Annotated in this window: 20 protein-coding genes; 12 read left to right on the top strand and 8 right to left on the bottom strand. The window is 50.8% G+C overall.

Annotation, left to right across the window (positions count from 1 at the left end; translation table 11 throughout):
- Positions 1–31: 31 nt before the first annotated feature.
- A complete protein-coding gene (gene ompC, locus GW591_RS02320) occupies positions 32–1,141 on the bottom strand; it encodes a porin OmpC (protein ID WP_013574672.1) in 1,110 nt (369 codons plus the stop codon).
- A gap of 325 nt (positions 1,142–1,466) precedes the next feature.
- Here ompC and dinG point away from each other — a divergent pair, with 325 nt between their 5' ends.
- The 4 genes from dinG (at position 1,467) to GW591_RS02340 (ending at position 7,276) form a co-directional block, all read left to right on the top strand.
- Entirely contained in the window at positions 1,467–3,641 is a 2,175-nt protein-coding gene (dinG, locus tag GW591_RS02325; protein ID WP_013574673.1) for an ATP-dependent DNA helicase DinG, read from the top strand.
- A 45-nt stretch (positions 3,642–3,686) separates the two neighbouring features.
- A complete protein-coding gene (ybiB, locus tag GW591_RS02330) occupies positions 3,687–4,649 on the top strand; it encodes a DNA-binding protein YbiB (RefSeq protein ID WP_013574674.1) in 963 nt (320 codons plus the stop codon).
- Between the two features lie 310 nt (positions 4,650–4,959).
- The gene (locus GW591_RS02335; protein WP_013574675.1) at positions 4,960–5,301 is read left to right on the top strand and encodes a zinc ribbon domain-containing protein YjdM; all 342 of its coding nucleotides are present in this window, start codon (positions 4,960–4,962) and stop codon (positions 5,299–5,301) included.
- Positions 5,302–5,413: 112 nt separating this feature from the next.
- Positions 5,414–7,276, top strand: coding sequence for a M3 family metallopeptidase (locus tag GW591_RS02340; protein ID WP_015689543.1), 1,863 nt, complete (start codon positions 5,414–5,416; stop codon positions 7,274–7,276).
- A gap of 84 nt (positions 7,277–7,360) precedes the next feature.
- Here the strand turns inward: GW591_RS02340 and GW591_RS02345 are convergent, their stop codons facing one another.
- The gene (locus GW591_RS02345; protein ID WP_119261404.1) at positions 7,361–7,990 is read right to left on the bottom strand and encodes a flavin reductase family protein; all 630 of its coding nucleotides are present in this window, start codon (positions 7,988–7,990) and stop codon (positions 7,361–7,363) included.
- 206 nt (positions 7,991–8,196) lie between these two features.
- Between GW591_RS02345 and rlmF the strand changes: the two genes are divergently transcribed.
- Entirely contained in the window at positions 8,197–9,165 is a 969-nt protein-coding gene (gene rlmF, locus GW591_RS02350; RefSeq protein WP_119261405.1) for a 23S rRNA (adenine(1618)-N(6))-methyltransferase RlmF, read from the top strand.
- Positions 9,166–9,507: 342 nt separating this feature from the next.
- Positions 9,508–10,818, top strand: a complete 1,311-nt coding sequence (locus GW591_RS02355) for a methyl-accepting chemotaxis protein (RefSeq protein WP_013574679.1) — start codon at positions 9,508–9,510, stop codon at positions 10,816–10,818.
- Between the two features lie 348 nt (positions 10,819–11,166).
- Here the strand turns inward: GW591_RS02355 and GW591_RS02360 are convergent, their stop codons facing one another.
- The 6 genes from GW591_RS02360 to GW591_RS02385 form a co-directional block, all read right to left on the bottom strand.
- Positions 11,167–11,496 (bottom strand): hypothetical protein, encoded by a 330-nt coding sequence (locus GW591_RS02360; RefSeq protein WP_119261406.1) that lies wholly within the window; start codon positions 11,494–11,496, stop codon positions 11,167–11,169.
- Between the two features lies 1 nt (position 11,497).
- Complete coding sequence (locus tag GW591_RS24045; protein WP_225444881.1) at positions 11,498–12,586, bottom strand: hypothetical protein; 1,089 nt, start codon at positions 12,584–12,586, stop codon at positions 11,498–11,500.
- Positions 12,587–12,901: 315 nt separating this feature from the next.
- A complete protein-coding gene (gene glnQ, locus GW591_RS02370; protein WP_013574681.1) occupies positions 12,902–13,624 on the bottom strand; it encodes a glutamine ABC transporter ATP-binding protein GlnQ in 723 nt (240 codons plus the stop codon).
- Positions 13,621–14,280, bottom strand: coding sequence for a glutamine ABC transporter permease GlnP (gene glnP, locus GW591_RS02375; RefSeq protein ID WP_013574682.1), 660 nt, complete (start codon positions 14,278–14,280; stop codon positions 13,621–13,623). The genes glnQ and glnP overlap by 4 nt, the downstream gene beginning before the upstream one ends.
- Before the next feature lie 108 nt (positions 14,281–14,388).
- Complete coding sequence (glnH, locus tag GW591_RS02380; RefSeq protein ID WP_013574683.1) at positions 14,389–15,132, bottom strand: glutamine ABC transporter substrate-binding protein GlnH; 744 nt, start codon at positions 15,130–15,132, stop codon at positions 14,389–14,391.
- Between the two features lie 401 nt (positions 15,133–15,533).
- Entirely contained in the window at positions 15,534–15,800 is a 267-nt protein-coding gene (locus GW591_RS02385; protein ID WP_013574684.1) for a DksA/TraR family C4-type zinc finger protein, read from the bottom strand.
- A 497-nt stretch (positions 15,801–16,297) separates the two neighbouring features.
- On the opposite strand from GW591_RS02385, the gene GW591_RS02390 reads away from it, so the two are divergent.
- Genes GW591_RS02390 through GW591_RS02415 form a run of 6 tightly spaced genes read left to right on the top strand, consistent with a single transcriptional unit; the run spans position 16,298 to position 24,757 of the window.
- Positions 16,298–17,386: a capsule biosynthesis protein gene (locus tag GW591_RS02390; protein WP_373689694.1), complete on the top strand. Its 1,089-nt coding sequence runs from the start codon at positions 16,298–16,300 to the stop codon at positions 17,384–17,386.
- Between the two features lie 54 nt (positions 17,387–17,440).
- On the top strand, positions 17,441–19,117 hold the full coding sequence (locus tag GW591_RS02395; RefSeq protein WP_013574686.1) for a polysaccharide biosynthesis/export family protein: 1,677 nt from the start codon (positions 17,441–17,443) through the stop codon (positions 19,115–19,117).
- Positions 19,117–21,156 (top strand): capsular polysaccharide biosynthesis protein, encoded by a 2,040-nt coding sequence (locus tag GW591_RS02400; protein ID WP_166860036.1) that lies wholly within the window; start codon positions 19,117–19,119, stop codon positions 21,154–21,156. The genes GW591_RS02395 and GW591_RS02400 overlap by 1 nt, the downstream gene beginning before the upstream one ends.
- A 47-nt stretch (positions 21,157–21,203) precedes the next feature.
- Positions 21,204–22,475, top strand: a complete 1,272-nt coding sequence (locus GW591_RS02405) for a capsule biosynthesis protein (protein WP_166860038.1) — start codon at positions 21,204–21,206, stop codon at positions 22,473–22,475.
- A 30-nt stretch (positions 22,476–22,505) separates the two neighbouring features.
- On the top strand, positions 22,506–23,507 hold the full coding sequence (locus GW591_RS02410; protein WP_166860040.1) for a right-handed parallel beta-helix repeat-containing protein: 1,002 nt from the start codon (positions 22,506–22,508) through the stop codon (positions 23,505–23,507).
- A 29-nt stretch (positions 23,508–23,536) separates the two neighbouring features.
- On the top strand, positions 23,537–24,757 hold the full coding sequence (locus tag GW591_RS02415; protein WP_166860042.1) for an accessory Sec system protein Asp2: 1,221 nt from the start codon (positions 23,537–23,539) through the stop codon (positions 24,755–24,757).
- Positions 24,758–24,794: the final 37 nt, after the last annotated feature.

Raw genomic sequence — 24,794 nt, forward strand, 5'->3', positions numbered from 1 at the left:
AAATAACAATGAGGGGGTAAAACGCTTAAATTTAGAACTGATAAACCAGGCCAACGGCAGTGATATCGTCGTTGTTCAGAGCCAGTTTATTGTCGTCAGACAGTTGGTTGATTTTATAATCAACATACGCAGACATATTTTTGTTGAAATAATAGGTCGCGGCTACGTCAACGTATTTAACCAGGTCGGCATCACCGATATTCTCAATATCTTTTGCTTTAGTCTGGACATAACCCAGTGAAGGGCGCAGGCCATTTTCAAACTGATATTGTGCAACGGCTTCGAAGGTTTGTGTTTTATTCGCAAAACCGCTGCCAGCCGGTGCGCCTGCAATTCCGCCAGGGACGGTGATTGCCACCATATTACGGGTTTCAGCATACATTGCGGCTAAATAAACGCCATTTGCGTCATATTTCATGCCGCCAGTCCATGCGTCTGCTTTATCACCTTTGCCGTAAGTGGAATTACTCTGAGCAGTTGTGCGGTCAGAAGAAGCATAGGCACCACCCAGGCTCACGCCGCTGTCACCCAGTGCGTAAGTGGTGGAAAGTGCATAACCGTCGCCGTTAGCTGTGCTGCTGCCGCGACCGTCGTTTTCATTTTTGCCCTGGTACTGAACGGCAACGTTCAGACCGTCAACCAGGCCGAAGAAGCCACGGTTACGGTAGGTGGCTACGCCGTTGGTACGGCCAGTCATGAAGCGGTCAGCCTTGGTATAACCGTCGCCGCCGAATTCAGGGAACATATCGGTCCAGGCTTCAACGTCGTACAGCGCACCGTAGTTACGGCCATAGTCGACGGAACCGTATTGACCGAATTTCAGGCCAGCGAAGGCCAGACGGGTTTTGGTGCCGGTGGTGCTTGGCGTTTTGCTGTCAGATTCAGCATGGTTAGCCATGACGTTGTATTCCCACTGGCCGTAGCCGGTGATCAGGTCATTAATTTGTGTCTGGCCTTTAAAACCGAAACGAATATAACTCTGGTCGCCGTCATTGCTGGCAGCGTCAGAGAAGTAATGCAGACCTTTCACTTTACCGTACAGGTCCAGTTTATTGCCGTCTTTATTATAAACTTCCGCTGCGTGTGCGCCTGATGCAATCAATAAACCAGGAATTAAAAGTGCCAGAATATTACGTTTCATGAATTTTTACCCTGCATTTTCTATTAAAAGCTTTTTGGGAAAGCTTTATATGAAGTCTTATGGAAAGACGCTAATCACCATTTTTTGCTGTGCATTCCGTGTGGACTCGGATTTTTCTCAGCGAGAGTTTTTTACCGTATTTTTGTGATCAATTTATGACAGTCAGAAATGAACTTTTTCTTTTTTTACACATCCTCCGTTTTTTCTGCACAATTTTCGTTCACCCGTAAGGAGGAGGAATTGAGATTTCGGGCTGCGCCGGAAGCGGGTCTGTGTGACAATAGCCCCCGACATTCCTGTCTCACTTCCAACAAAAAAGAGATGCATGGCGCTTTCCCCCGCAGTAAAAAATCAGATAAGCCAGTGGTACAAAGCCCTGCAACAGCAAATCCCGGACTTCATTTCCCGCGCTCCGCAACGTCAGATGATTGCAGAGGTGGCGAAAGCGTTCTCGGGGGATTCTGCACGGCATCTGGCCATTGAGGCGCCAACCGGCGTCGGGAAAACGCTGTCCTATCTGATCCCCGGCATTGCCGTCAGCCGCGAGGAAGAAAAACCGCTGATTGTCAGCACCGCCAACGTGGCGTTGCAGGATCAGATTTTTAGTAAAGATCTCCCGCTGTTGAAAAAAATTATTCCGGATCTGAAATTCACCGGCGCATTCGGGCGTGGCCGTTATGTCTGCCCGCGTAATCTGGCGGCGATGAGTAACGAGAATGCGCAGGGCGACCTCGGGTTGTTCCTCGGCGATGAACTGGCGCCTTCCAGCGGCGAAGAACAGAAACTCTGTAAAACGCTGGAAACCGCGTTGTCCCGCTACGAGTGGGACGGATTGCGCGATCATTACCAGAAAACCATCGACGATCCGCTGTGGATAAAAATCAGCACCGACAAAGCCAACTGCCTCAGCCGTAACTGCCACTATTTCCGCGAATGCCCGTATTTTGTGGCGCGCAAAGAGATTGAAAGTGCCGATGTGGTGGTGACTAACCACGCGCTGGTGATGGCTGCGCTGGAATCGGAATCGGTGCTGCCGCCGGCGAAAGATCTGCTGCTGGTGCTTGATGAAGGCCATCATTTGCCGGAAGTGGCGCGTGATGCGCTGGAAGTCGAGGCCGAAATCACTGCGGTGTGGAATAACCTGCAACTGGACAACTTTGTGCGCCAGATTGAGCAATGTCTGGCGCTGTTCACCCCGAAAAATCCGCCGCCGCTGACCCATGCTGAACGCCTGCATAACCACTGTGCCGAAATGCGCGAACTGCTGCTGCTGATCGAGCAAGCGGTCAGCCAGCATCTGCCGCCTGCAGAACCGGAAGCCGAATACCGTTTCGAGCTGGGCGTCTTACCCCCTGAACTGACCGAACAGTGCAGCCGCCTGTTTAAACTCACCGATGGCCTGCGCAGCCTGGCAGAATACATGGTGAATGACCTCAGCGAGAAAACCGGCAAGCACGATATTATGCGTTTACACCGCGCGATTCTGCATATGAGCCGCATGCAGGGGTATCTCGAAACCATGAGCAAACTGTGGCGGCTGGCGGCGCTGGACAAGGCCTCGAATGCCCCGATTGGCAAATGGGTGACGCGTTCGTATTTCGATAACCAGACACATCTGGTGTTTCATTGCGCGGGGATCCGCGTCAGCGAACAGCTGGAAAAAATGCTGTGGCGCAAAGTGCCGCATGTGGTGATCACTTCCGCGACATTGCGTTCGCTGAACAGTTTTTCCCGGCTTCAGGAAATGAGCGGGCTGACGGAAAAAGCCGGTGACCGGTTTGTCAGCCTGGATTCGCCGTTTAATCACGTCGAGCAGGGCAAGCTGGTCATTCCGCAAATGACCCTCGAACCGGTGATGGCCAATGAGGCCGCGCATATTCAGGAAATGGCAGATTTCTTCCGCGCTGAACTGGCGAAAGGGGGGCATACCGGTCAACTGGTATTGTTTGCCAGCAACCGTGCGTTACAGCAGTTTGTGGCGCTGTTACCGGATTTACGCCTGATGTTACTGGTGCAGGGCGATCAGCCGCGCTACCGGCTGGTCGAGGAGCACCGTAAACGCGTCGCTGCGGGCACCACCAGCGTACTGATTGGCCTGCAATCGTTCGCCGAAGGGCTGGACCTGAAAGGGGAATTGCTGACGCAGGTACATATCCATAAGATCGCTTTCCCCCCTATCGACAGTCCGGTTATTCTGACGGAAGGTGAATGGCTGAAAACGCTGAAACGCTATCCGTTTGAAGTGCAGAGTTTGCCCAGCGCGTCATTCAATCTGATCCAGCAGGTCGGGCGACTGATCCGCAGCCATGAATGTACGGGCGAAATCGTGATTTACGATAAGCGCCTGCTGACAAAAAGTTACGGTGCACGCCTGCTGGCGGCATTGCCGGTATTCCCGATTGAACAGCGCGAAATGCCAGCGCCCGGTTCAGTGAAGCGTCCCGATATTCTCAAGACCGCGAAGAAAGACCCGGTTCGTCGCCGTGCGCGCAGACGATAACTTCTTTCCACTGAAACATGATTGCACAGACAAGGTAAGGCTACGATGGATTACACCAAACTCATCAAAGAAGTGGGACGGGGCAAAAATCACGCCCGCGATTTGAACCGTGAGCAGTCGCATGCGTTGTATCGCCACATGCTGGCGGGCGAGGTGCCGGATCTGCAACTCGGTGCGCTGCTGATTGCGTTTCGTATCAAAGGCGAAGCGGAAGAAGAAATGCTCGGTTTTTATCAGGCGATGGACGAGTGCGTGATGCGCCTTCAGGCACCGGCTGATCGTCCGCTGCCGGTCGTGATCCCAACCTATAACGGTGCACGTAAACAGGCGAATCTGACGCCGCTGCTGGCTATCCTGCTCAGCCGTCTCGGCTTGCCGGTGCTGGTGCATGGTGTGGATGAAGATCCTACCCGCATCACCAGTGCTGAGATTTTTCGCGCGCTCGGCATCCGCGCAGCACAAAGCCAGCAGGACGCACAACAGCTTTCAGATGCGGCTGACGCACCGGTATTTGTGCCAATCTCCGTACTTTGCCCGCCAGTCGAAAAACAGCTCGCGTTGCGCTGGCAGATGGGGGTGCGAAACAGCAGCCATACCCTGGCGAAACTTATCACGCCGTTTACCGGTCAGGATTCCCTGCGTTTATCGAGTGTTTCGCACCCTGAATACGTGCAGCGTGTTTCCTCGTTCTTCCGCCAGATTGATGGCCGTGCGCTCCTGACGCAAGGCACTGAAGGGGAAGTGTACGCGAACCCTTCACGCTTTCCGCAGACGCACTTTATCGCCGGTGGCGAACAGCGCGTACTGGCCGAAAAAGAAGAGATTTTCGGTGCGGACGTGCCGGCAAGCAAAGATGTCGCCACTACCGTTGCCTACATTCAGGAATGCCTGAAGGGCGAACGCGCGATCCCGCAGGCGATCATCACGCAACTGGCGTGTTGTCTGGTGGCCGCAGAGGTTTGTGCCGATATGGTTGAGGCCAGAATGATTGTGGATCAGATTTTTTAACCGAACTCGATCCGCTCCCTCCCTGCGAAGGGGAGGGTTGGGGTGGGGTATTAAGGTCAAAATCAGGCGTTTAAGTGTGCATAAGCATGGGTTTCGCCTTTAATACCCCCTCCCGGCCTCCCTCTTCGCAGGAGGAGGAGTTAAAAAACTGCCTGTATTCCTCTATAAATCCTGCGTTTAAGTCCGGCTCAGCTCCCCAAAAACTCCGTTACCCTGTTCAAAAGTGTGGTTAACCGCTAAAATAGAGAAACTACGAAATTTATTTCATGATTTCATTCGTTTTTTTATAAAACTTTATGGGGATTTAAATATGGAAACTTTACCAGCTTGCCCGACGTGTCAATCCGAATTTACCTGGCAGGACGGCGAAATGCTTAACTGCCCTGAATGCGGACATGTCTGGTCGATGAACAGTGATGCTGCGGCAGATGATGATGTACTGAAAGTGGTGGATGCCAACGGCAATCTGCTGGCGGATGGCGATTCTGTCACCGTGATCAAAGACCTGAAAGTGAAAGGCAGTTCTTCGATGCTGAAAATCGGCACCAAAGTGAAAGGCATTCGTTTAGTCGAAGGCGATCACAACATCGATTGCAAAATTGATGGTTTCGGCCAGATGAAACTCAAATCTGAGTTTGTTAAGAAAAACTGATCTCCGCACCTTCCTGCCTGACGTTCAAAAGCGGTTTTGCCATATCGACATAACCGCTTTGCGAACATACACTCAATGCATAATCTCGTTAACTTTCAGCAGAGAAGAATGCATGAAACAGGCCCAGGACTACTTTAACGCCCTCAATCGCGATTACCTCAACGTTCATCAGGACAAAGAAAATTTGTTCTGGCAACACTATATGGGCACCGGTGATGACACTGTTTCTGCGGCTTTCTCCGCTGCTGAAACGGCGTACAAACGTTTTATCGCCCAACCTTCCCGCCCGCAGGAATTACGTGATGCGATTGCCCGCGTCGAAAAAGAATCCGCCAGCGAGGCGCGTGATGCCTTACTGCATGGTCTGCGTGGCTGGCTGAATTTCTTTGACTGCAACGTGATTGAAGACCCTAAAGCACAGGCGCTGCTGGATGAAATTATTCAGGCAGAATCGGCGCTGTTCGGCAAACGTAAGCAGTACCGCATGACGCACATCAACAGCAAAGGCGAGCGCGTTAATGCCTCCCTTGGCGAGCTGCTGACCAATCAGGCGAATAACGAAAATGAAGTCTACCGCCGGAGTTCGCAAAATGCATTGCGCGAACTGGAGGACTGGCTGCTGCATAACGGATTGCCTGAGCTGATCGGCTTGCGTAACCGTTTTGCGCGTCAGCTCGGTTACCGCAACTACTTCGATTATAAAGTGAATAAAACCGAGCGCATGTCGCCGGAACAGTTATTCGCCATCCTCGATCGTTTCGAAGAGCAAACCCGCGAAAGCAACACCCGCAGCCTCAATGAACTGGTCGCGCGTGAAGGCGACGCCGCACTATTGCCATGGAATATCCGCTTCGCCAGCGCCGGTGACGTCACCCGCCAGCTCGATCCTTACTTCCCGTTCGCTGATTCCCTGCGTCGCTGGATAGACAGCTTCAAGCGCCTGAATATCGGCTTTAACGGCGCAGAAATGCAGCTGGATTTGCTGGTACGCGAAGGCAAGTTTGAAAATGGTTTTATGCACGGGCCGGTGCCGCCGTTCTATGACAACGGCAAATGGGTGCCAGCGGTGATTAACTTCACCAGCCTGGCGAAACCTGATCAGATTGGCAGTGGCGCGAATGGCCTGAATACGCTGTTCCATGAAGGCGGCCATGCGGCGCACTTCGCCAATATCCGCCAGAATGCGCCATGCTTCTCGCAGGAATTCCCGCCGACGTCCATGGCCTATGCGGAAACGCAATCCATGTTTTGCGACAGCCTGCTGGAAGATGCTGACTGGCTGAAACGTTATGCGAAAAATACCGCAGGTGAACCGGTGCCGGATGAACTGATCCGCGCCAGTATTGAAGCCCGTCAGCCGATGCGTTCCTTCAATGAACGTCACATTCTGCTGGTGCCGTATTTCGAGTGGCAGCTTTATCAGTGGCCGGATGAGAAACGCACGCCGGAAGCGATGACCGCGCTGGCGCGTGATGTTGAAACCCATATTCTGGGCGTCACCGGCAGTCCGCGTCCGACGCTCGCTATCCCGCATCTGCTTTCCATGGAATCCGCCTGTTCGTATCAGGGCTATCTGCTGGCGATGATGGCCGTGGAACAGACCCGCGCTTTCTTCCTGAAACGCGATGGTTATCTGACCGACAATCCGGCCATCGGTCCGGATCTGGCGAAGCATTACTGGACGCCGGGTAACAGCGTCAGTCACGACGATACCTTGCGCAGCCTGACCGGCGAGGGGTTCAATCCGGATTATCTGGCGCAGGCCTGTAATCAGACCGTGGATGCGGCGTGGCAGGAAGCGCAGCAGACCATTGAAAAGGCATCAAAACGTGAGCAACCTGAAGCGGATTTCGATCTGAATGTGCATATCCGCGTGGTGGATGGTGCGTTGATCCTCGCTGACAGTGCCGACGGTGATGACGCGATGTGTCAGGATTTTGCGGATTTCGTTGAACAGAACTACGGTAGAAAATAGTTACAGCAAAAAATAAAGATCATGCGTAAAAAAGCCACCGGCAGGGTCAACGTGCGGTGGCTTTTTTTTGTCTTACGCCTCAGGTCAACGGGCGTCGGGGCGTATCAGGTCAAAGCGTAAATCTTCTGAAATACCGTAGTAGGCGGAAGGGCCACCGGCGCGTAATACCGGTTCGGCAAGCGCAGTCTGATAAATGCCGTCAATCAGCAGATGTGGCGCGATATGCACGGCAACCACTTCGCCCAGCACCAGCCAGGTATCGATATCGCTACCGGCGGCCGTTTTAAGCTGAATACACTGCGTCAGTTTGCACTCAAAGTTCACCGGGCTTTCCAGCACGCGATCCGCGGCAACCAGTGTTCCCGGTTGCGGCGTCAGACCGGCGAAATCAAACTCATCCGCGCCATGTTCCAGCGAGGCCGAACTTTCATTCATTTTCACCGCCAGCGGTCGGGTGGTCAGATTCCAGACGAATTCACCGGTTTCGACAATATTCGCCACGCTGTCTTTCCAGCCACTGCTGGCAAAACCAATGATCGGCGGACGGTAATTGAAACAGTTGAAGAAGCTGTACGGCGCCAGGTTGCGTTGTCCGGCGGCATTGCGTGATGAAATCCAGCCAATCGGACGCGGGCCGACAATGGCGTTTAACGGATCATGGGGCAGGCCGTGGCCTTTAGCGGGCTCGTAGTAGTAACGTTCATCAGTGTTCATGATTTTCCTCAGCAAATAATTCATAAAGACTATGATTTGTACATTACCCGAATTAATCAGACGTTGACCGTTTTTATGTGCCCGCCCGAGTCAGCATGCATCCGGCAGGCGGCGGCGCTTTGTGGTATCTTGTGCGCCATTCATAAATATCCAACGCCCCATCGCATATTTCATGCGTCGCGCACACCTTTCGGAGAGTCACTCAGGTGGAAAAAAAGAAAGTCTTCCCTCAGGAAAAAAGCGGTCTTCACCCGCGAAATCGTCATCGCAGCCGCTATGATTTCCCGGCCCTGATTGCCAGCAGCCCGGAACTTGCACCGTTCGTCGTCGAAAATAAATGGGGCGATTTGTCGGTTGATTTCGCCAACGCTCAGGCGGTAAAAGCCCTGAACCGTGCTTTGCTGCGCGATTGCTATCAGATTGAAAACTGGGATATTCCGGCTGATTACCTGTGCCCGCCAATTCCCGGGCGTGCAGATTATATTCACCATCTGGCAGATCTTCTGGCGGGCAGCAACAACGGCAATATCCCGCAAGGCAAAGACATTTCCGTGCTGGATATCGGTGTGGGCGCGAACTGTATTTACCCGATTATTGGTTTACGTGAATACGGCTGGCGCTTCACCGCCAGTGAGATTGATCCGATATCAATGGCGGCGGCTAAAAAAATCGTCGCCACCAATCCGCAACTGACCAATCAGGTGCGTTTCCGTTTACAGGCGAAACCGCAGCGTATTCTCGACACCATTATCCGCCATGATGAGCGATACGACGCGGTGCTGTGTAATCCGCCGTTCCACGCTTCAGCGGCAGATGCGGCATCCGGCAGCCAGCGTAAACGTCAAAACCTGGGTCTGGACAGACGTGCGGGCACCGCAGAGCTTAACTTCGGTGGTCAGCACAACGAATTGTGGTGTGAAGGTGGTGAAGAAGCCTTTGTGGTCCGTATGGCAGAAGAGAGCGCCGGTAAAGCGCAGAACTGTTTCTGGTACACCGTGCTGATTTCCAAAAAAACGACGCTGCCGTTACTGTATGACGCACTTCGTGAAGAGGAAGCGACGGATGTCCGCACTGTCGAAATGGTGCATGGCAACAAGATCAGCCGTTTTGTCGCCTGGACTTTCCTGACGCCTTCGCAGCAAAAAAGTTGGGCAATCAAACGCTGGTCAGTCTGATCACGTTGTGAATTCCTGTATTCCAGCGTGTTTATCTGACGGTGAATATGCTGGAAAAAATACTCCTGCCAGCCCCTTTCTTTTTTGGTGAATTAAATTAAGCTTAATTGACTATAATAAAGTTTGTTAATTATCAGAGTAATGATTTTGCTGGTGAGCTTATTTTTCACTGCGCTATTTAAATTTTCACGCACCTGCCTAAACCCACCCAGGGGTCAGACTAATCTTTCGCATGATGATGAGTAACTTTACTCATCATTTGTGGGAATTAGCACGTGTATTTTTATAAATTAACTGTGATTACACATTAATTCACGTTATCAGCCACAGGGTGTCTGTCCTATGCAATTATTTTCTCATCAGTTTAGTACGATATGGCGTGATAAATTCGCTGCGATCCAGCAGGCGGTTCCGATGATCGCTTTCACGCCGGAAGGCGTGGTGCTTGAGGTTAACGACCTCTTTCTCAGCAGCATGGGGTACAGCAGAAACGAGGTGATTGGTCAGCCTCACCGGATTTTCTGCACCCCGGAGTTTGTTGCCAGCGATGCGTATCGTCTTCACTGGGAAGGTTTGCGGCAGGGAAAGTCGGTCAGCGGAAATATTAAACGTGTACACAAAAACGGGAATATAATCTGGCTTGAGGCAAATTATGTTCCGGTGAAAAATAAACAAGGCAAAGTGACCGAAATAATTAAAATTGCCAGTGATGTATCTGAAAGAATTAATGAATCCCACGAGCATCAGGGAATTTTACAAGCACTTGACCGTTCAATGGCGCTGATTACCTTTACACCTGAAGGTCATGTGATTTCTGCGAACAATAACTTCCTGAAAGTCATGGGTTATTCTTTGCAGCAAATTAAGGGCCATTCCCACACGATGTTTTGTGTCCCGCAATACTGTGATTCCCACGAGTACCGCAATCACTGGCAGCGTCTGAGAAACGGTGAATTTATCCTTGGCCGTTTTGAGCGCATCACTGGCCACAGTCAGTCTGTCTGGCTGGAGGCGAGCTATAACCCGGTGATCGATGATGACGGCAAAGTGATAAAAATCGTCAAAATCGCGCATGACATTACGGATCAGATGGATCAGCAGCGTCAGCAGGAAAGCATGATGACGCACGTGCATGAACTGTCGCTGACTACTGACAAAACCGCGGCAGAGGGCGTGACCATCGTCCGGCAGGCAGTGGAAGATATGCAGGAAGTCGAAGCGCTGGCGCGGCGGACTTCCGACATCATCGGGCAGCTCGGTCAGACATCTGAACGTATTGGCGAAATGGTTGATACCATCCGCCGTATTTCGTCTCAAACCAACCTGTTAGCCATCAACGCCACCATCGAAGCCGCGCATGCGGGCGAGCAGGGCAGGGGATTTGCAGTGGTGGCGGGTGAGGTTCGCTCACTGGCCGATCAGTCCCGCAAGGCTGCCGTCGAAATTGACCAGCTTACGCAAAGCATCCGTGATGGTGTGATGGCCGCGATTGATGGTATGGGGAATTGCGTCAACCGCGCAGGCGGTGGCGTGGTGCTGAGCCGCAATGCCGGTGATGTGATCAATCAGGTTAACCTCGGTATGCAGGATCTGGTGCGGATGATGGCGGAGTTTTCGGTCGTGGCGAGGGAAAAGGAACAGACCAGGCATTAGTTGCAGGAGGCCGCTGCAACGGGGAGGCTTTCAACCCCTTTGATCGAGAATATTTCGGTTTCTCAATAACGGTTATCACGCGGCCTCTCGCGCCGAAACTGCCCAAAGGAGGGAAGTGCTTTCCCTCCTTTGGATTCCTCCCCGCCTTTACAAAAAGTGCTTCGCTCGCAGGCTATGTTTCAGGTACCACCGTGACAGGCTGGAAATCTTGCCGCTGCGCGGTGCCTTCTCTCGGTCCTGAAGCCATAGGTCTTCAGGCCGCTCCGTTCAGCAAGATTTCTGAATCGCCCTCACGATCATAAACATGAGATCTGCTCCTCCCCCTGCGAAGGGGGAGGAGCATTAAGGTCAAAAGTAGAAGAATACGCCGGTATTGTACTCAATCGCTTTATTTATTTGAGACACCAATACTTCAGCACTGGTACAATCTGATGGAGAAACTTGCCCCAGAATACTCTTAGCCAATCTTAAATCACGAATGCCAACAATTTTCTCATCTTCGAATTCGTCTATGTTAATTTCGATGAACTGGTTCAATCGACTGATAACACCTGTATCGATAAGAGACTGAAATTGTTCATCAGTTATCGTAACTTCGATCAAATCATCCTCAAGAGATACATCAAGATCAAGACGTTGCATGGCATCTTGGCTGGTTGGTACAGAGATACATTTCATGTTATTTACGTCCTGGAATGTTAAAATGAGTGACTTCATTATATTCACTCTGAGTCCTTCCTATCTGCTTACCCCCTTCGAGTATTTTGTTATTTGGAACAATACCGTCAAGATCTAAATAGGTTCTTTTGCCTGGCAGGGAGGGGTTATTGATGCGGAAATAGTCGCCGCTTAAGTCTTCAACGACTTGTACACCAGTCTCAGGGTGAGCGTAAATTCGTTTTCCTGAGTTCGTCGTTGTAACCAAAGGATGATTTCCGGCAAATTTTTTCAATGCTGCATCCAGATCCGCAGTCCGCCAATTTCCCGAAAATTTCTTAGCGCGGACAGCCCCTGCTGCTGATGTGCTCTGTCTTGGAGCTAGTTTTTCTAACTGAGAAATTTCACTGACAGCCCCTAACCCACTGAGCCCGAGCCCGGCAACCACTGACGTGATTGCAATAGCAGAACCCACAGTTGTCTCATTTAATACCTGATCATAACCGGCCTGAACATCACCGCCGAGTTGCTGCGCTGTTTTGGCATAACCTTCAATGTTTCCATTGTAAATACCCCCGGCGGCCAACAAACGGCCTGCCGCTTTGCTGTTGATCTCCCTTGCCACCTGAGCATATTGTTTTGGTTCTGCGCTGGAACTGCCATAAGGGATCCGCTGAGTCGGTGAAGCCTTCACGCCGTTTCGTCTGGCAACGGCGTTGTTATAACCGTCAATAATTTCGCGAAGATACCATTCGTCATACCCGTTCGGGTTTTCACATACCAGATCGCCATTTCCATCTACATAGAAAGGATTATTAAATGAACACCAATCCTCCCAATGATCAATGCCAATCAGCCAGCCTATTCGAAGAGAGTCTTTGACGGTATCGTAAACCTCATCGGCATATCCACTTTGCGCACGTCGCCACGTTTGCGGGCATGAAGACAAACGCTCAGGTAACTCGAAATACCCAAAACGGTTGTAATGACTTTGATCAAGGTCATAATGCTTTTTTACCTGATCCATTGCTCTGTCTGGTGATAAAACGAGGGGGTAATCTTCGGGGGTTAGCTGCCATTCAATATCACTATGTCTATAGAGAGTAAACATGTTCCACCTGCTAATCCTTGCGGGTTGAGTTGATCAAGTTTTAATCATACCTCTTTTCCTGAATTAACCTAAATCTCCCTCATATAAGCCAAATTTAAAAGGTTTACTCATGCATTTAACCCTTAATAGGCTATTTAATATTGTCTGGCGGGGAAGAATTACGTGAACGTCGTCATCCACTACATGACCACGAAATGAGCAGGATAGGGAAGTGAAGTTTTGGGTAATAAAGTGTGGTGACTCCCTCCCCTGCGACTGCCTCTTGATGGAGAGATCTGATAAAGAGGCAGTTCGCAGGGGGAGGAGCAAGTAGCATCAGGAAACGTGTTGCAGGAACTCGCGCAGACGTTCGCTCGGCGGGTTGTTCACCAGATCAGCCGGTTTACCGTCTTCAGCAATACGGCCTTTGTCGATAAAGATTAAGCGTGAAGCCACTTTCTCGGCAAAGCCGACTTCGTGGGTCACGATAACCATTGTCATGCCTTCTTCTGCCAGCTGCTTCATGACGGTCAGCACTTCGTGACGCAGTTCAGGATCCAGCGCCGAGGTTGGCTCATCAAACAGCATCAGTTTTGGCTTAACCGCCAGTGCACGGGCAATCGCCACGCGCTGCTGCTGGCCACCGGAAAGCTCTGACGGATAGTGGTTGGCGCGTTCAGACAGACCCACTTTTGCCAGCAGTTCTTTCGCCAGTTTATTGGCTTCATCTTTCGACGCACCACGAACGCGGATCGGGCCGAAAGCCACGTTTTCCAGCGCTGTCATGTGCGGGAACAGGTAGAACTGCTGGAACACCATACCGGCTTCCTGGCGGATCAGACGTTCATCGACTTTCGGGTCGTTCACTTTCAGGCCATCAACAATCAGCTCACCGGACGTGATTTCTTCCAGCTTGTTGATGCAGCGCAGCAGTGTGGATTTACCGGAGCCGGATGGCCCGATGATAACCACGACTTCACCCTGAGAAATGTTCAGATCGATGTCGTGGAGCACCTGGGTTTTACCAAAGTGTTTTGAGACGTTCTTGAATTCAATCATATAATTTTCAGTTTGCGTTCTAAGCGGCGCAGAACAAAGCTCAGAGCCAGCGTGATGATCAGATAGATAACAGCAACCGCACTCCAGATTTCCATGGCGCGGAAGTTGCCGGCGATGATTTCCTGGCCCTGACGGGTCAGCTCGGCGACACCGATAACGATAAACAGCGAGGTATCTTTGATACTCACAATCCACTGGTTACCCAACGGTGGCAGCATGCGGCGCAATGCCAGCGGCATGATGATGTAACGCAGCGTTGCACGGCGCGACAGACCCAGCGCCAGACCCGCTTCACGGAAACCGTTGTGAATCGACAACACCGCGCCGCGCGTAATTTCAGCAATATAAGCACCGGAGTTGATGATGATCGTCACCACCGCCGCGCTGAACGGGTCGATCCGCAGATCGGGCACCATCATCGGCAGGGCGAAATAAATGAACATTACCTGTACGACGATAGGCGTACCGCGAATGAGCTCGATAAAGACCAGTGCGACGTTGCTGCTAAACCAGCCACCAAACGCGCGGGCAAAACCCGCAATCACACCAATAATCAGACCGCCAACCAGACCGAGGACCGAAATCCACAATGTCATTTTGGCGCCTTCGAGCAGGATAGGCAGAGCGGGCCAAATTACGCTCCAGTCAAACTGCATGGATTATCTCCTGGTAAAACCACAAACTGCGCCTGTGCAGATTTGCATCTGACAGGCGCTTCTTATCAAGTGCTCTTTCTGAAAAGGAACGACTTAAATGAAAAGGACTTATTTAGGTTCGGTATCAAACCATTTTTTGTAGATTGCTGCGTAAGTACCATTCTCTTTGATGGTTTTCAGCGCGGCGTTGGCTTTCTCACGCAGGTCACTGCCTTGCGGGAATGCGATACCGTATTGCTGGCCAGCCAGTGAATCGCCGACCGCTTTGAACTGACCTTTACCGGCCGTTTTGATGAAGTACAGAATGTTTGGCGTGTCGTGCATGACCGCATCAGCACGGCCCGTGCCCAGTTCCATGTAAGCGCTGTCGATGTTCGGGAACTGACGCAGATCTTTGGTCTGCACGTTGGCTTTCATGTAATCAACGGAGCTGGTACCGCTTTTCACTGCAACGGTTTTACCTTTCAGATCAGCAACGCTTTTGATGGCGTCGTTATTGCTCTTAACCATCACCATCAGGCCGCTGTTGTAATAGCCGTCAGAGAAGTCGATGGCTTTTTTACGTTCAGGCGTGATGGTGATACCCGCCAGCGCCAGATCGATGTTGTGTGTTTGCAGGGCAGGAATGATGCCGCCGAAGTCCATTGGTTTCAGTTCATAGGAGACTTTCATCTCTTTAGCGACCGCGTCCCACAGGTCAATGTCGAAGCCGACGTACTTATCGCCTTGTTTGAATTCAAACGGTACAAACGCAGTGTCGGTAGCTACGATCAGTTTTTTATCTGCTGCGTGGGAGCTAACGGCAAAGGCCAGAGTTAACGCGGCCAGGGAAACTTTTAAGAGTGACTTCATCAGTGAATTTCCTTTGTACATATTATGGGAACGACTTTATATTACGGCGCTTTGATGCAATATTCATGCCAAATGATAGGTATATTAAAATTCAATGGCTTATCGCTTTGCTGAACCGATCAGGCAGTGATTAAAAATCAGATTGCACCAGTTTGGCGCATTGCTGCACGTCGCCATGTTCTCTCATGGTGCACGGCTTCATCATTAACCATATGATGTATTTTAAACAATCATTAATTAACAAATGCGCTGCTCAAATGATAACTTGCTCTAACTTTATTGGTACATGAGCAAAACCTGTGCTCAGTTTTGAAGCAAATGTAAAGAGAAAAGCGGGGGTAATAACGGGGGGAATGACTTGTGTTGAACCATAATGGTGCGTCAACGTATAAGGTAAAGTTCTAGCGCAACTGGCTGTCTTTACTGCCACGACGATTGTAGCCCGCGTGATCTTGCTGCTTTTTATCCAGGGCGGCCTGACAGGTGACGCAATACTGTACGCCCTGAAGGGCTTTCCGGCGCGCCTCCGGAATGGGTTCGCCACACTCCTTACAATAATGCGCACTTTCGCCATGCCCGAGAGACTGACGTGCGCGATCAACGGCATCATTGACCGTTGAATCAATCTGATCCTGCACTGCGCCATCTTGCGCCCATCCGCTTGCCATAGTGACCACTTTTCCTAAGAGTTATCCGATAGAGTTTGTGTTATTTCGAGCTCTATGTTAAAAAAACCCATGAATTGAATGAATGTATTTCAGACATAAATAGATTGTGTGAATTTGTTGCTTTTCGCATATTCGTGACCTCATGATCTGCCCGCGGAGCCTTGTTCCTGGCAGGTCTTAGCGACTTCTCATTCAGTTCCCCTCGCTGCCTCGCAGCTACGACCGGCCAGACCAGGAAATGGATTTCGTCAGACACATGTGCTTGCTTGGCTAACCATGATAAGTGCCCACTCTTAAGTGTAGTCCTAAACACGATGAAGATTTCGCACCGTGATCCATTGGCTGGGGATATCAACGCAGTTTCACGGTACTTTTAATAAAGCACGATAATAAAAACGTGCAGTTTGTCATGATGATAATAAATGTTTATTGAAAAAATGAAGTCAGCATGGCCCGGGGAACATATCGCCCGGGTTCGTCGGTCTCCGTATTTTAGTATGGCAACGCTGAACCGCAATTTGGGTAAAATTGTCATTGGCCTGCCGATGGCGTTACTGATCATCTATCTGGTGATTTTCAGTCGTCCGCGTTATCTCAGTGAATCCACCGTTGCGATCAAAAGTTCTAACGACATCAGCGGCACCAGCCTGAATGTCGGCTTACTGTTGGGGGCAGGAAACCCGGGCACAGCCCAGGATGCGATGTATTTAAAAGAATACATCAACTCACCTGACATGCTGACCGCGCTGGATAAGCAACTCGATTTCCATTCCGTGTTCGGCAGGAGCGGCTTAGATTTCCTCTATCATTTGCCCAAAGATGCCAGCCGCGAGCAGTTTTTAAATTATTATCGCGATCGTATTGCCGTCACGTATGACGATAAATCTGGCCTGCTGACTATCGGCACACAGGGCTTCACCCCGCAGTTCGCTGAGCAGTTTAACAAAGCCGTTCTCAAAGAATCTGAACGCTTCATCAATGAAATTTCTCATAAGATCGCCCGCGATCAGCAGGCATTTGCTGAAAACGAAATGCTTGAGGCCCGTGCACGTCTCAATGCGAGTAAAGCGCAGTTGCTGGCGTATCAGAACCACAACAATATTCTCGACCCTGAAGCGCAGGCGATTGCCGCCACCACGCTGGTGAACACGCTCGTCGGGCAAAAAATTCAGATGGAAGCGGAGTTACGCAATCTGCTGACTTACCTGCGTGACGATGCGCCACAGGTGATCAGTGCGCAAAATGCGATTACGTCTCTGGGCAAACAGATTGATCAGGAAAAAAGTAAAATTACTGCGCCTGATGGCCGTCAGCTCAATACCATGGCCGTGGATTTCGAAGAGATTAAGTCGAAAGTGCAGTTTGATACTGAACTCTACAAACTCACCCTGACATCCATTGAAAAGACGCGTGTTGAAGCTGCCCGCAAACTGAAAGTGCTGTCGGTGATCAGTTCGCCTCAGTTACCGCAAGAAACCACCTTCCCGAATGTCCCTTATATGATCGCCAGCTGGTTGCTGGTGTGCTGTCTGCTGTTCGGAACGATTAAATTATTGCTGGCCGTTATCGATGACCATAAAGACTGATGTGGTCTGTATCGCTTTCCCTTTTTGCCTGAAGAATCGCCTACAGAGTTTGTTATGAAATTATTGAAGTCCGTTGTTATCTTGCTGGCCTTCCAGCTGACCCAGGCCAATGCCGTGGGGATCAATGCCGATCCGAATATGACCGGCGCGGCACCGTTGCCGACATTTTTAACCGGCCAGACGCAACAGACGAGTCCGGATACCGGCTTTGATGATTCCCCACCGCCTCCGGTTCCGGCAGTGATGAGCCGCATGTTCGGTGCGCAGTTATTTACCGGCGGTGCGGCTGCCGATAACGCGGCCAGTATCGGTTTCAACCCGAATTACATTGTTGGCCTCGGCGATCAGGTACAAATCCGTTTGTGGGGCGCGTTCAATTTTGACGGCGCGCTGACCGTTGACCCGAAAGGTAATATCTTCCTGCCAAACGTCGGCCCGCTGAAAGTCGCAGGCGTCTCGAACAGCCAGCTGAACAGCGTGATCACTACCAAGGTAAAACAGGTTTATCAGGCCAACGTCAACGTCTATGCCTCCCTGCTTCAGGCACAGCCGGTCAAAGTGTTTGTCACCGGTTATGTGACCAATCCCGGTTTATACGGCGGTGTGGCGTCTGACTCCCTGCTTTCCTATCTGAGTAAAGCCGGCGGCGTCGATACTGAACGCGGCAGTTATGTCGACATTGTGGTGAAACACAATGACCGCGTGCGTTCGCGCATTAACCTGTATGACTTCCTGCTCAACGGCGATTTGCGTCTGTCGCAATTCTCTGACGGCGATACCATCGTGGTCGGGCCGCGTCAGCACACGTTCAGCGTGGAAGGCGATGTCTTTAACAGCTACGACTTTGAATTCCGCGACAGCACCATTCCGGTCAGCGAAGCCCTGAGCTGGGCACGCCCGAAACCGGGCGCGACGCACATGACCATTATCCGCCAGCAGGGCAGCATGAAACGCAGCGAGTATTACCCGCTGGGGTCCGCACCGGGGCGCTCATTGCAGGATGGCGACAAACTGATTGTCAGTTCCGACCGTTATGCAGGCACCATTCAGGTTCGCATCGAAGGCGCGCATTCCGGTGAACACGCCGTGGTGCTGCCGTATGGCGCCACCATGAGCCAGCTGTTGCCAAAAATCCGCACCAACAGCATGTCGCAGATTAACGCCATCCAGCTTTACCGTCGTTCTGTCGCGCTTCGCCAGAAAGAGATGCTGGATCTGACCTTGCAGAAACTCGAAGAAGCATCACTTTCCGCACAGTCCTCGACACAGGAAGAAGGGCGTTTGCGTGCGCAGGAAGCCCAGTTAGTCAGCCGTTTCGTGGCGAAGGCGCGTCAGGTGGTGCCGAAAGGCGAAGTGGTCCTGAGCGAAAATAATCTGAATGAAGTGATCCTGGAAGACGGCGATGTCATCAACATTCCGGAGAAAACCTCACTCGTGATGATCCACGGCGAAGTGCTGTTCCCGAATGCGGTGAGCTGGCAGAAAGGTCTGAGCCCGGATGATTACATTGAGAAAGTCGGTGGCTACACGCAAAAAGCCGGGAACTCGAAAGTCATCCTGATTAAACAAAACGGCGAAGCGATTAACGCGGAAGACGTGAAGACGTTGCAGCCGGGGGATGAACTGATGGTTCTGCCGAAATACGAATCGAAAAATATCGAAATCACCCGTGGCATCTCGACGATCCTGTATCAGCTGGCCGTCGCCGCGAAAGTGGTGCTGACGATTTAATGATTGGGATCTTTTCAGCGGGCATACAACGTATCCCGCATCTGGAAGCGTTTCTCGGCGAACCCTGTCGCAAGCTTTCGCTGCTGCGACCGGTGCCGGATGGCATCACCCGCATCGCGGTGTGGGGTTACCGGCCAACCGGCGGGAAAGCCGTCGCGCGGGCAGAACAGTCAGGCTTGCCGGTGCTGCGGCTGGAAGACGGGTTTATCCGCTCCCTGGGACTGGGCGTGTCGGGATGTCCGCCGCTCTCAATGGTTTTAGAGACGCAGGGAATGTATTACGACGCCTCGAAACCCAGCACGCTTGAAATGCTGATCCGCCAGCGTGAAGAGAATCAGCCGCTGCAGGATACGGCGCGGCAGGCCATGCAGATCATCGTGGAAGGTGATCTGTCGAAATACAACCAGGCACCGGCCTGCACAAAGGCAAAACCCGAGTGTGGCGCGGTGCTGGTGGTCGATCAGACTTTCGGTGATATGGCGGTGGTTTATGGCAATGCAGGCGCGGAGCAGTTCGAACAGATGTTGCAGGCCGCCATGGCAGAAAATCCGACGTCTGAGATTTGGGTAAAGATCCACCCGGATGTTTTGCTGGGCAAAAAAGCCGGCTATTTCACGCAGATTACCCAACTGGCGCAGCAGGATCCACGCATCAAACTGCTGGCTGAAAACGTCAGCCCGCAATCGCTGTTGCGCGTTGTCAGCCGGGTTTACGTGGTGACGTCTAACTACGGATTTGAAGCGCTGATCGCCGGAAAACCGGTCAGCGTGTTTGGTCAGCCGTGGTACGCAGGCTGGGGACTGACGGATGACCGTCATCCTCAGTCCGCATCGCTCCGGGCACGCCGGGGTACGGCCAGCCTGGAAGAGTTGTTCAGCGCGGCCTGTTTGCGTTACAGCCGGTACATCAATCCGGCTAATGGCAAAAGCGGCACATTGTTTGATGTGCTCAGCTGGCTGCTGATGCAGCGAAAGCATCAGCAACAGCGGGCGGGGCGCCTCTGGTCGCCGGGGCTGACCCTCTGGAAGCGCAGCATTCTCGGGCCTTTCCTGCGAACTAAAAGCAACAAAGTGAATTTCAGTAAACGCTATGCCGGTGAAGTGGCCTGTGTCGTGTGGGGTATCAAAGGCGAGGCCCGCTGGGGTGCTCAGGCGCAGCAGCGTCAGATCCCGCAATGGCGAATGGAAGATGGTTTCCTGCGTTCTGCCGGGCTGGGGTCTGATCTGCATCCGCCGCTGTCGCTGGTGCTGGATAAAACCGGTATCTATTACGATGCGACGCGCCCGAGCGACCTGGAACTGTTGCTGAGTCACAGCAATCTGGCGCCATGCCAGCAGCAGCGGGCCGCCACGTTACGCCAGAGACTGGTTGCCAGCAAAGTCAGTAAATACAACCTGGGTGCGGCGTTTACCTTGCCCGCTGAAGCGACGAATAAAACGGTGATTCTGGTGCCGGGGCAGGTTGAGGACGATGCCTCTATCCTGACCGGCACGATATCCCTGCGTACCAACAGCGCGCTTTTACGCACTGTCCGGGAACGTAACCCCGGCGCTTACATTATTTATAAGCCTCATCCGGATGTTCTGGTGGGGAACCGGCAGGGACACATTCCCGCCGAAGATGTCAGCCGCTGGGCGGACAGTCAGGCGCTGGATGCAGACATTATTCAATGTATTCAGGCTGCCGACGAACTGCACACGCTGACGTCGCTGTCAGGTTTTGAAGCGTTGTTACACGGTAAAAAAGTGGTGTGTTACGGCATGCCATTTTATGCCGGATGGGGACTGACGCAGGATGAGCATGCCTGTTCACGCCGGCTGCGCAGCCTCACCTTAGACGATGTGGTTTACCAGGCGCTGATTGCCTACCCGTCGTATATCGACCCGCAAAGTCGGGAGCCCATTTTGGCAGAGCAGGCGGTTGAACTTCTTGCTGCGACGCCCCGGGCACAAATGCAATTCACCAGAGTTAAAGCGGGCAGGATAGTCCGGTATTACAGAAAACTGCTCATGCTGGTCCGGGTGACGTTGACGACCTGAACCGGCTTCTTACTACAAGCTTATTGCATTAATGGAAACGGACAGAAATGGACAGTAAGGCGCTTACGACATTACTTTCTGGGAAAAAATATTTGCTGTTGCAGGGGCCGATGGGGCCTTTCTTCAGCGATTTAGCTCAGTGGCTGGAGTCTCTGGGGCGTGAGGCGGTGAATGTCGTCTTTAACGGCGGTGACAGGGTGTATTCGCGAAAGCGTGAATACCGCTTGTACCAGCAAACGCCAAAAGAGTTTCCGACCTGGCTGAAAGCCACCTGGCAGGATTACGACTTCGATACCATCGTGTGTTTCGGGGATTGTCGTCCGTTGCATCAGGCAGCAAAACGCTGGGCACAGGCTAAAGGCATACGCTTCCTCGCGTTTGAGGAGGGATATCTGCGCCCGCATTACATCACGCTGGAGCAGAATGGCGTGAATGCCTATTCCAGCCTGCCACGCGATGCGGAGTTCTACCGCAGCCTGCCAGAAATGACCATGCCGGAAGTTGAACAGCTGAAACCTTCAGGCTGGCAGCGCGTGCGTCATGCGGCCGTGTATTACCTGGCGGGCTGGCGCTACCGGCACGACTTCCCAAAATATCGCCATCACAAATCCTTCTCGCCGTGGTATGAGGCGCGCTGCTGGACCCGTGCTGCCTGGCGTAAAAAGCTGTACGCCTTCCGCCAGCGCAACATTTTGCAGCAACTGCAGACGGATCTGGATCAGCGCTATTATCTGGCGATTTTGCAGGTATATAACGACAGCCAGATCCGTAATCACAGCCCGTATAACGACGTGCGTGATTACATTAATGAAGTGATGCATTCTTTCGCCAAAAAAGGGCCATCAACGGAGTTTCTGGTGATCAAGCATCACCCGATGGACAGAGGGCACCGCCTTTACGGACCGCTGATCCGCCAGCTTGGCAAAAAATACGGCATCGCTGACCGCGTAATCTACGTGCATGACCTGCCGATGCCTGAGTTGCTGACGCATTCCAAAGCGGTTGTTACCATTAACAGCACCGCCGGGATATCAGCGCTTATTCATAACAAGCCGCTGAAAGTGATGGGCAACGCGCTGTATGACATTAAAGGCATTACGTATCAGGGACACCTGAACCAGTTCTGGCAGTCAGGGTTTAAACCCGATGCGAAGCTGTTTAAGCAGTTCCGGCTATACTTGCTGAAGAATACGCAGATTAATGCGGTATTTTATGGTGGCAATAAAGTGGATATCGCCACAGCGACTGATAACCCATATCACCCGGTATTTATCAGTCAGAAACTGATTATGAATTACACCAAACATCAGCCTTCATAACGATTAACCTTCAAAAACAGGCAGAGGAATATGCACAGATGCAAAAAACGTTTATCAGTTCCACCCTGTGCATATTTCTCATTAGCTGTTCTTCTGCCTTTATTTCTTTCTGCCTGTGCCGGTGCAGTTCCCTCGATGCACTCTCATGAGTGCGAATTGCCTGAGGTGCGTGGCAACACCACGCTGTCCCCTCACTGCGTTTATAAAGAAGCGGTCATCATCACCAGCAGCAACACCACGTTAGATTGCCGGGGAGCGGTGCTGGAGGGGGACAATGAACGCCCTTTTGGCATACTGATCAACAGCAAGGGTAAGCCATTATCCGATGTCACCGTCCGTAACTGCAAAGTGCGACACTTCACCCGCAGCGGCATCCGTATCACTTCAGACATCGCAGCCAATAAACTCAGCCCGAACCACGAAGAGAACTACCGCCGGACACCCACACGGATCACCCTTGAGAATGTTGAAGTGAGCGGCAGCGGACGCGTAGGAATTTACTTTGACGATTACGTCACCCACTCAACGCTAAGCCACTCGATTGTCCGTGATTCGTATATGTCCGGTATCTACCTGGAACATTCCTCACGTAATAACAAAATTGTGGGTAATCAGATTATCAACAACGGCCATGAGCGTTTCGGCAAGGGGAAGCGTGAAGGATTAGCCGTCGATTCGTCAGCTTACAACCTGATTGAAGGCAACCGTTTTGAATCCAACGGGGCAGGGGGTGTGTTTCTGTATAAGAACTGCGGCGAGCATTTCAGCACTGGCAAATCCGTGATCCGCTGGCAGCACAGCGACTACAACGTTATTCGCAACAATACCTTTGTGAATGAACCCGTAGGCATCTGGCTGGCATCCCGGCAGAACCGGGACTTATCAGGATTTGATTGCGGGGATAAACCGAGGGAAGGAAGCCTTAAGTTTTATCCTGATTATGCCGATAATAATGTTGTAGGCCAAAATCAGTTTTTAAAAGTAAAAAATTTAGTTATTAATGATGGTAAGCATAATAGTTTAATGAAGTAATCAATATTGGTTATGATGAGGTGAGTTTTGTGATTGAGCTGAAGAAGATAGTTAATGGCGTCGAGATAAAATATAAAAAGAAACCCAGAAAATACGACACGCAGCACCTAGTAGTAATTTTTTCGGGTTTTGGGGGGTCTGGAGAATTTACTTATGATTTTGAAAATGCCTTACAAGATTGTCCTGCAACTGTTTTATGGATTAAAGATGATTTCATGGAGCACTGCACTTATTATATATGTCAAAATATGGATTATGCAATTGAAAATGCGGTCCATGGTTTTATACTTGATAACCTTAAAGAGTTAAATATTACTAAGGAGCAATGTACAGTTGCTGGTTTTTCGAAAGGAGGTTCTGCTGCGCTTTATTTTGGGGCGAAATTCAATATTAAAAATATTGTTTCTACAGTTCCTCAGTTTTATATTGGGTCATATGTAAAAAACAATTGGCCAGTAGTTGCAAAAAACATGATGGGTGAACTTAGTGATTCTCATGTAAATGAATTGGATACGGTTTTGCCAAAATCAATTAATGAAGATGCCTACCCCGACAAAAATATATATCTTTTGACTTCTAGAGCAGATGTTCAATATAAGTCAGAAATAGAACCTAATATTTCATTATTTGTAAAATATAAAAATTTTAATTTATTAGTCTCAACTTCAATTTTGGTAAGAGAACATAACCAAGTTACTGTTCACCACTTGCCGCTTATATTAGGTATAATTTACTCCCTGTCACAGGGAGCTGTACCTCATTATGGATATACTGAGTTAGGGGGTGATAAGTATTCAGAGCCCGTCAAACCATCAGCTATACCGTTAACTGTGCTAAAAAATATAAAAATTGAAAAGGGTAGATTCTTTCCAGAAGGTGTCTCAATACTTAGGGGCATTTCATGTGGTGAAAATAAGGACATCGTGATAAAGCTATGTCTTAAAAATACAGAAAGGGAGAAAGAGATTCATTTGGCAAAAGCACATAAGCCATATCTAACAAGATTTCTTTACGATGGTAATTTTGTAAATTATGATAAAGGTTGGTTTTGCACACCTTCGCATGCTGGATTAGAGTTGGCAGATATTGAGGCTGGCGAATATGAGATGTGGATAAATCTAACATGTAGAAATATCACTAGGAAAAATCACCTTACTATTGATGCATATCAAAATAATAAGATTTTGGCTGAGGGTGATGGTGTAAAGGTCTTTACAAAAGATAATCGTGTTTTCTTACACAAGAAATAAAGTTATCCCCTAGCTTTAAACAATTAAAGCTAGGGGG

The organism is Rahnella aceris (assembly GCF_011684115.1).
Classification (GTDB): domain Bacteria; phylum Pseudomonadota; class Gammaproteobacteria; order Enterobacterales; family Enterobacteriaceae; genus Rahnella; species Rahnella aceris.

Coding starts and splice junctions, on each gene's coding strand:
- ompC (WP_013574672.1), bottom strand. CDS start 1,141: ATGAAACGTAATATTCTGGCACTTTTAATTCCTGGTTTATTGATTGCA.
- dinG (WP_013574673.1), top strand. CDS start 1,467: ATGGCGCTTTCCCCCGCAGTAAAAAATCAGATAAGCCAGTGGTACAAA.
- ybiB (WP_013574674.1), top strand. CDS start 3,687: ATGGATTACACCAAACTCATCAAAGAAGTGGGACGGGGCAAAAATCAC.
- GW591_RS02335 (WP_013574675.1), top strand. CDS start 4,960: ATGGAAACTTTACCAGCTTGCCCGACGTGTCAATCCGAATTTACCTGG.
- GW591_RS02340 (WP_015689543.1), top strand. CDS start 5,414: ATGAAACAGGCCCAGGACTACTTTAACGCCCTCAATCGCGATTACCTC.
- GW591_RS02345 (WP_119261404.1), bottom strand. CDS start 7,990: ATGAACACTGATGAACGTTACTACTACGAGCCCGCTAAAGGCCACGGC.
- GW591_RS02355 (WP_013574679.1), top strand. CDS start 9,508: ATGCAATTATTTTCTCATCAGTTTAGTACGATATGGCGTGATAAATTC.
- GW591_RS02360 (WP_119261406.1), bottom strand. CDS start 11,496: ATGAAATGTATCTCTGTACCAACCAGCCAAGATGCCATGCAACGTCTT.
- GW591_RS24045 (WP_225444881.1), bottom strand. CDS start 12,586: ATGTTTACTCTCTATAGACATAGTGATATTGAATGGCAGCTAACCCCC.
- glnQ (WP_013574681.1), bottom strand. CDS start 13,624: ATGATTGAATTCAAGAACGTCTCAAAACACTTTGGTAAAACCCAGGTG.
- glnP (WP_013574682.1), bottom strand. CDS start 14,280: ATGCAGTTTGACTGGAGCGTAATTTGGCCCGCTCTGCCTATCCTGCTC.
- glnH (WP_013574683.1), bottom strand. CDS start 15,132: ATGAAGTCACTCTTAAAAGTTTCCCTGGCCGCGTTAACTCTGGCCTTT.
- GW591_RS02385 (WP_013574684.1), bottom strand. CDS start 15,800: ATGGCAAGCGGATGGGCGCAAGATGGCGCAGTGCAGGATCAGATTGAT.
- GW591_RS02390 (WP_373689694.1), top strand. CDS start 16,298: ATGGCAACGCTGAACCGCAATTTGGGTAAAATTGTCATTGGCCTGCCG.
- GW591_RS02395 (WP_013574686.1), top strand. CDS start 17,441: ATGAAATTATTGAAGTCCGTTGTTATCTTGCTGGCCTTCCAGCTGACC.
- GW591_RS02400 (WP_166860036.1), top strand. CDS start 19,117: ATGATTGGGATCTTTTCAGCGGGCATACAACGTATCCCGCATCTGGAA.
- GW591_RS02405 (WP_166860038.1), top strand. CDS start 21,204: ATGGACAGTAAGGCGCTTACGACATTACTTTCTGGGAAAAAATATTTG.
- GW591_RS02410 (WP_166860040.1), top strand. CDS start 22,506: ATGCACAGATGCAAAAAACGTTTATCAGTTCCACCCTGTGCATATTTC.